Origin of the sequence: Shewanella sp. 5S214 (genome assembly GCF_041439795.1) — a bacterium.
Taxonomy (GTDB): Bacteria; Pseudomonadota; Gammaproteobacteria; order Enterobacterales; family Shewanellaceae; genus Shewanella; species Shewanella vesiculosa.
The window spans coordinates 1-7,453 of record NZ_JBGOOV010000052.1; the positions used below are offsets into that span (position 1 = coordinate 1).

A 7,453-nucleotide genomic window follows, 5' to 3' on the forward strand; every position below is an offset into this window, starting at 1 on the left:
ATTGTCTGGCGCAGCCAACAAGACGTGTTTGGTCAAAGCATTGATCATGTGGATAGCGAGCATCAAATTGTTAACCCAATCCGTTTTCAAGGTCAGTACTTTGATGACGAATCTGGTTTACACTACAACCGCTTTAGGTATTACAGCCCTAGGCAAGCTAGATTTATACATCAAGACCCTATTGGTTTAGTGGGTGGCATAAACCATTATCAGTACGCTCCTAATCATGTGAACTGGGTTGATCCATTTGGATTGTTGTGTAAAGAAGGTGTGGAAAAACTTTCTAAGATGATAGGCGATATTGTTGACCCAGCAACAAAAGCCAAAATATTAAAAATTGCTGAAGACAGTTCTTCAGTAGATGCCAGAACAGCCAATATTAAAGTAACAAGACCAAATGGTGAAAATAGACTTGAGCATGAATATAGTATCGAATCTATGGATGTTGATAACGGCAGAATTACTTTAACACGAGAAGTAGGCGATAAAGTGATTGAAACTACGATGACCATTGAACAGTTCGTTGGTGGGCATGTTATTAATGGCAAAGTGGTCAATGAAGAATGGTCTAGTAAAACAGGAACGTTGACTGAGAATGAATTAAAACTTAACAAAGCAACTAAAAAGGCAGGCAGTAAACAGACTGTTTCTTTTCTTCCTGTAACGTTGAAAGAGAATGTTGATACTCGTGATGCGGAAATGCTCGAGCGAGATAAGCACAAGGCAAAAACTTCAGCAGAAGAAACAAAACGTTATAACGACCAAATACCAAAGATTAACAATGAATCAGCCAAAATTGGTGAAAAATCAGCAGATGCAGCGATTGAAATATTGTACCCTGGTTATGCTCGCATTCACCCAACGAGCTTAGATAGTTCTACATCGGTAAAGGGTAACTTTGATATGGTTTATCAAAATGCTAATGGCGATGTCATTATTGTTGAAGCCAAGGGTGGCAGTAGCCCATTAGGTAAAATGAAAATTGGTGATGAATATTATCAACAAGGCACAACGCAGTATGCAAAAGCCATTACTAAGAGTATGGCAACTAATACAAACCCTAAAGCGTCCACAGATAGAAAGGCGGCTGCTGCGATACAAGAAGCTGCGCTTGATGATAATGAAATCAAATATTTACATATTGAAACACCAATTACAAAAAGCGCAACTGGCTCGACAGTGAGCGAAGTTAAAATATCTGAATTTGATATTGATACCACAAAATTAGTAGGTTAGTTATGAAAGTAGAAAGAAAATACGCCCCCGAATTTTCAACATGTGTACCTTTAGCTGAATGGCTAGATATACCCAGAAGAAGAATAAAAAAATGTCCTGTCAATATTGTTAAAAAACGCGACAATTTAATTAATTATACTCGTGAATTTTTTGATCTTGCTCGTTGGCTAACCTGGGAAGTTCAAACACCAGAAGTAGAAAAAGAATCAGCAACGGGTTTACGTTACGCGTCTAAGATGTATGCTGCATTCCTTAAGCTTGCAGAGCAACCAGAGCAAGAGCAAACTTTTAAAATATATGACTTACCCGAAGTAACGTGGAACGGTAAGGGGATGTTAGAAGCTGGTTACGCAGCTCCATCAGAATGGATTGATGCCTATTTTTTAGCGGTGATTACTCGCGATACTGAAAGTATGGATAGCTTGGCAAATTTCCCTATAGAAACGATGAAGCAAAGTGCGACACAAGCAGGCCCTGTATCTTATAAACTTATAGAAGTATTTCAAGCTTATCACCATCATCAAGCCGATTACCCAAAATTGCTTGACGAGTGTATGGGAATGGCTGTTAAGCAAAATGATGACTGGGCGATATATATTGCTTTCGGATACTTAGAAACTCTAGCTGCTTTATCGCCAGCAACTTTTGATGTTGGTTGTGATTTTAATGAAGCACTTGCCAAAAACGTACAAGCGCAAGAGCGCTACCACATTTATGAGGCAGGTCCGGATCATGCCCCTGTAGATTCATTCTTACCCCTGCAGTTACTAGGTATGGCGTGCATGTGGCACGATATGGGTAATGAGGTAATTGTTGAAAGTGACTCTCTGCCACGCTTTTTGATTGAAGGTAAATATTTTTAACGGGTTAAGATGAAGTATCTTCGATAGATGTTTAATTATAGAGAGTCTTTTTAATAGGGAGATTTGCTCAACATGTTTGGACTACTAAAAAAATACGACGTACACATGTGCTCAGAAGTTAAAGGACAGGTTTTGTTAAACGGAAAACCTGTTGTTGGCGCGAAAGTAATAAGAGAACTCAGTTATATTCATCAAGTTGAAAACAATGATGAAACGTTAACGGACGAGAGTGGTTGTTTTTTTATGCCAAAAGTCAGTATAAGTTCAAAAAAACCTGGTGATATGTTCGTCAATGATACAGTGATACAGAAAATTTCGGTATGTAATGAGAATAGTACTTTTTTATTATGGCATTCACGGTTAGGTGGCATAACAGAGTTTGAAGAAGTTAAAGAGAAATTAACTTCACTCAATTGTGACTTAAATAATAAAGAGGTCTTGTTTACTTTTCCGAATAAAACGAATGAGAACTTAGAGTTTGATGGCGAAAGTATTTGTCGATGGGAAAAAGATTTTGATATTTATGAGTTAAATGATGAAGACGAAGACTTTTTTAACTTTTAACGATTAAAAACAAAAAACTTCAAAGGAATGAAATGAAAATATTAACAACTATATTGGCATCAAATCTTGCAGAATTCGCTTATGACAGTGAGTATATCAAAAAAAGATAATATCTCAAAAATAAATTCTCCTGCAATGTTGGCTAAGCAATTCTTGTTCAATGCTCAAAAGTCAACGTTACATGGTGTATCAGGGACTACTGCTGAACATGTTTTAAACCATACGTCAGGTTTCGGTTTTTTTGGTATGGGTCGTAATGAGGGAATGTTTAAAGGAGAGGCCGTGCTTGCTTTTCGCGGTACTGCTGGTATGTGTGATGCGCTTACCGATCTCCATTGTGGTGTAACATCAGGGCCAAATAACCAATTAGTTCACTCAGGCTTTAATAGAACATTTAATTCAATGAAACCTCAAATCGCAACGTTATTAGAAAAGCTTGGAAATAAACCAATACATTGTGTTGGCCATAGTTTAGGTGGTGCTTTAGCGAACCTAGCTGCAATTTGGATTAGAAAAACGTTCAAAATCCCTGTTAAATTATATGCTTTTGGGTCACCAAGAGTCGGTTTCGCACCGTATGCGATTCAAGCTGAAACAAGTTTAAGTGGTATTTATCGTGCGGTTCACCGAAGTGACCCTGTGCCTATGGTCCCTGTTTGGCCTTTTGTGCATGCTGGAGATGAATATAGGTTAAGTACGTGTGTTTCTTTTGTAGGGGCCTCACACAAAATGAAAGGCAACGCGCCAGGTTATATTAATACAGCTTCTCGATATGCTGACTACAAGCAGATGCAAATGGGGTCAATCTGTAATCTTGAACATGTTCGCTTAAAGTATGAGAAACGTCATTTAGCGTGTTTTAATGCCCACTGGTCAGATAAAATCAGTGCTGGATTAATATGGCTTTTACGTTCAAGTGGTAAATTGACTTCAATACTTGCCCAAGTAGGCGTCAGTTCAACGTTATCCATTTATGATTTGATTGCTCGTTCATTAGTTGAATTATCTCAAATGACTCGTGAATATGCTGAAGATTGTAAAGGATTGCTAGGTCATATTTTAACTTCTGTCGGTAAACCTGGCGTTAAGATTGTTGACCTTAGTTATAGTACCGTGAGAAGTATTTTATCTATGCTATTGAGCAGATTAAAATCTGTTGTAGTAGAGGCTATAGGGTTAGTTTATTAGCTAATAGGTTTTAATTGTTAGAATACGGCTTTCCTTGTAGGGAAAAATGTAATTTATAGGTTCTATTTTTCAATTTAAAACGTAGTCAATATAAATAAGTTATGGAATAACAATGAATAAAATTAACACGGATGTAAATTACAGAAAAATGGCTGGTAATGCTCGTTTGGTCATTATTGCTGAATCTAGCCACAACCCTGCTTCTTACAAATATGAAGCTATGCGTGCACTTAAACAACTTAAAGCAGCTGGTTTTACTCATTTTGCAATGGAGATGTTACCGTTAAAAATAAAAGAGAAAATTGAGTTTTATCAACGTACAGGAAAAGGTTTTGATGCGATAAAACTGCACTTTAAAGAAAACTGGAATTGGAATAGTGCTGCTAGTACTGGTTACGGAGAGTTAGTAAAAACAGCAAACTCTGTTGGTTTTAAAATTATCCCATTAGACATGCCGATTGAAATGATGGATCTAATTGATGACCATTGCAATTGGGAGGATGCCGATATAGGTTCTTGCTCTGATTCTCACATACAGCGAAATCAAATGTGGGCAAGTATATTGAAAACGAATTTACAAGTGGATAAAAACGCTCAAATTGTAGCTTTTATGCACAGGTATCATGCTTTTCATGCAGGGAATAAACATGTTGGAATTGATACATTAATGCTAAGTTTGAATGTTAATAATATTAGCATTATCGACTATGTTGGAGGACTAATATGTTCTGACAACGGTATTTGTGAAGGGCAATCCGATGAAAATAAATCATTAAAAGATACTTATTTTTACCGAAAAGGCTCATTTATACCTTCGTCGTTGCCATCTTTTACTGTTCATATTCCTCAAAAAAGAGTTACCCCAGAAGGCACTTTGACATGGTGAAAATATTTTTGTTTGCTTTTTTCATTGTTATATCTTTCGCCAACGCAGCGGGTCCGAGGTGGGATAATTCAATTGATATAGATGATCCCAACTTAGCAATTAATGTTGCTGCGGAGCAGTGCCAAAAAAGCTTAATTAATGCTCCTGAAAAGCTGGAGCTGTGGTGTGAAAAAGCCATCAATATGGGTTATTGGAGAGGCTTAGTACCTCTTAGCTTGCACACTGGTAATGGAGAACGGTTACTTAAGGAAGCAACAAAAAGGGTTAATGCAAAAGATCCAACAGCTTACTCTACACTCGCTTGGATTTATGAAGGCGGTATGTTTGTAGACCAAGATATTAATTATGCTATTTCACTCCATAAAGAGTTTTTAGCATTGGATGTTGAACTACCCAAATCGTCAGTTACTGCTACCCATGAAGAGCTAGCAAAGCTGTATAAAATACAACAGAACTGGCTATCGGTTAGTAAGCACGCTCAGTACGTTTTTGATAATACTACGTTTGAGTTTAATAAAGAACATGCAGCTAGATTGATGAAACTCGCACAAGATAAGTTAGTCGATCAAGGCCATTCTAAGCGTTAACAGAAACAAACTTATTGAAGGTTTATATAAAGTTAACATTATCTATTGTTTTGTTATTTATTTTTTTGTCATGACCATACTAACCAGTATCAAGAATCAGCGAATACTAACCCTTTATTATGCAAAAAACTATCCACCGTTATGACTTATGTAGTCCTTCAATTCTTATTCAACATCGCCTTTAGTTAAAGCATTTGCTGTTTAACTGGAGTTATTTAATAGTCTTGGTGATTAGAGGTCTTATACTCACATTAAATAAACTGATCACCTTAATATCTGACGCCTAGTTTCCTACAGAAAGTAGGTGGAATTAACATCATTAACAAAGTAAAGGAATACTATGCACGATATATTTGGCGAAATTAGACGCAAATTTTACACTCAAACAATCAAGGAGTGGTTAGGTTGGATTGTGGGGACATTTTTACTGGTCGTGTTGATTAAATGGTTTGCTCAACAATATGACGTCCCAGAATTTGAATTCCATGTTTGGGTATCAGCAACTCTCTATCTTTGGTATGTCTCTACCATTAGCTTATTAATCGGTAGCACCTATTTTATCGCCCGTAATGCCCAAACCATGTTAGAGAGACGAGCAACACATCCGCAAAAGCCTGACAGTATTGATTTAACCAATGACTTAGTCCGAGTTAAAAAAATTAAGATTAAAGCCGGAGTAATTGCAGTTGTTGCGCATATTATCAATGCTGGCGTTGTTTACTTTGTTACCGGTCACGTACCTGGCATGACGTCAGAATATCAATTGTATGCTGTTATAGGAGTATTTGCGATAGCCGCCATTAAACCTGCGATGTTAGCGGTAAACGCTATTCGTATGGAGATTTTTGGCATGATTGAAGAGGCGGATTATCCGCAGAAATCGGTTGCTGATTTATGGCGAGTGGTGAATGACTTTAACGACTATGAAGAACGATTAGAAAAAGTATTCGAGCGTATAGATGACGCTAAGCAGGAGTTCAGCCGTGAAAAAGAGATGACTATTGCTGATATTGTTGAAAAATTAACACTGTATAAAGCAGAATTACACTCTGCATTTGATGAAAAAATAACACTTTTCTCATCATCAGACTGCGCAAGGGAAGCGGCTTATAACGCGTTAAAAGAAGCACAAGCACCATTAAGTAAAGAAGTCAGTAAAATATTGGCTGAACTGCAAAATTTACAAAGCTTTGTGATTGATTTACGCGATAAAAATATCAAGGGAGAGCAATTGATGTCAGCATTAAAAGAATTTGGCATTGAGTCATTAGCTGATTTAAATGTGAGTTTTCAAAAATCGATTGTGACGCATAATCCACCCTTACGAAGTGTGCTACCGCCAATTGTAGATGAAGGAATACGCAGCTAAATGTCGTTTTGGGGTCAAGATTATCAATTTAGTGATTGATGAACCTACGGAACTTTACTTTAAAGATTGAATCATTCCTTTAGTGCGAAACCCTGTTTAGTTCTTTAAAAATGGATAGCCAAAATATAGGTGCATTACTGGTTAACGCACCTGCTTTTAATTGGGGGTAAAGTCTTGGCTATACCTTAGATGATACGCCTGTCGAAGGTTGTTGTTTAGTCGTTAAAGAGGGCAATATTCTACCTCATGCCTATGGTTTATGTATGAAAGCTCATAGTTACTGGCAGTAGTATTTCAACAATAAAACTGTCAATTAAGTGGCATTACATTAATAGACAGTCGCTTTACAGGCCATGGCCCATCGAAGCCGATTGTGCAGCAGGCTCATTATCACTATCTGTCATCAGGGTTATTGCATAAAACGATACAGGGTAATCAACTTGAACTCAGTCATGCCTATGATAGCTATTCAAGATTAATTGAGCAGACATGGCGACATGTACAAAAAGAGACTCAATTATTTGAGTCCAGACGTTATCAATACGGTAAGCAACATCAATTACTTCGATTATCGTTACGACGCTAGTGGCAATCAAATCAGCCAAGTGGGTACGGGTGATAAACAACAGCGCAGTTTTAATGGTTTAAACCAGCTGGTGCAAATCAACGTTAATGGCAAACTGACGCAATATGAATATGATGCCCTAGGCCGTCGCAGCGCAAAAATCACCGAACTTGGTCGCACCGACTTTATTTGGGA

The 7,453-nt window shown here is 37.4% G+C and carries 7 protein-coding genes and 1 pseudogene; all 8 read left to right on the top strand.

Annotated elements, in window-relative coordinates:
- A partial coding sequence (locus tag ACED29_RS20705) for an RHS repeat-associated core domain-containing protein (RefSeq protein WP_371698621.1) occupies positions 1–1,236 on the top strand: 1,236 nt, incomplete at its 5' end.
- Positions 1,237–1,238: 2 nt separating this feature from the next.
- A complete protein-coding gene (locus ACED29_RS20710; RefSeq protein WP_371698622.1) occupies positions 1,239–2,099 on the top strand; it encodes an immunity 49 family protein in 861 nt (286 codons plus the stop codon).
- Between the two features lie 72 nt (positions 2,100–2,171).
- A complete protein-coding gene (locus ACED29_RS20715) occupies positions 2,172–2,663 on the top strand; it encodes a DUF6795 domain-containing protein (RefSeq protein ID WP_371698623.1) in 492 nt (163 codons plus the stop codon).
- 81 nt (positions 2,664–2,744) lie between these two features.
- Positions 2,745–3,851, top strand: a complete 1,107-nt coding sequence (locus tag ACED29_RS20720; protein ID WP_371698624.1) for a lipase family protein — start codon at positions 2,745–2,747, stop codon at positions 3,849–3,851.
- Between the two features lie 112 nt (positions 3,852–3,963).
- Positions 3,964–4,737 (top strand): hypothetical protein, encoded by a 774-nt coding sequence (locus tag ACED29_RS20725; RefSeq protein WP_371698626.1) that lies wholly within the window; start codon positions 3,964–3,966, stop codon positions 4,735–4,737.
- Entirely contained in the window at positions 4,731–5,324 is a 594-nt protein-coding gene (locus ACED29_RS20730; protein ID WP_371698627.1) for a hypothetical protein, read from the top strand. The genes ACED29_RS20725 and ACED29_RS20730 overlap by 7 nt, the downstream gene beginning before the upstream one ends.
- Positions 5,325–5,664: 340 nt before the next feature.
- Positions 5,665–6,693: a hypothetical protein gene (locus ACED29_RS20735; RefSeq protein WP_371698628.1), complete on the top strand. Its 1,029-nt coding sequence runs from the start codon at positions 5,665–5,667 to the stop codon at positions 6,691–6,693.
- Between the two features lie 521 nt (positions 6,694–7,214).
- Positions 7,215–7,453 (top strand): annotated as a pseudogene (locus ACED29_RS20740) (hypothetical protein); the annotation flags it as partial.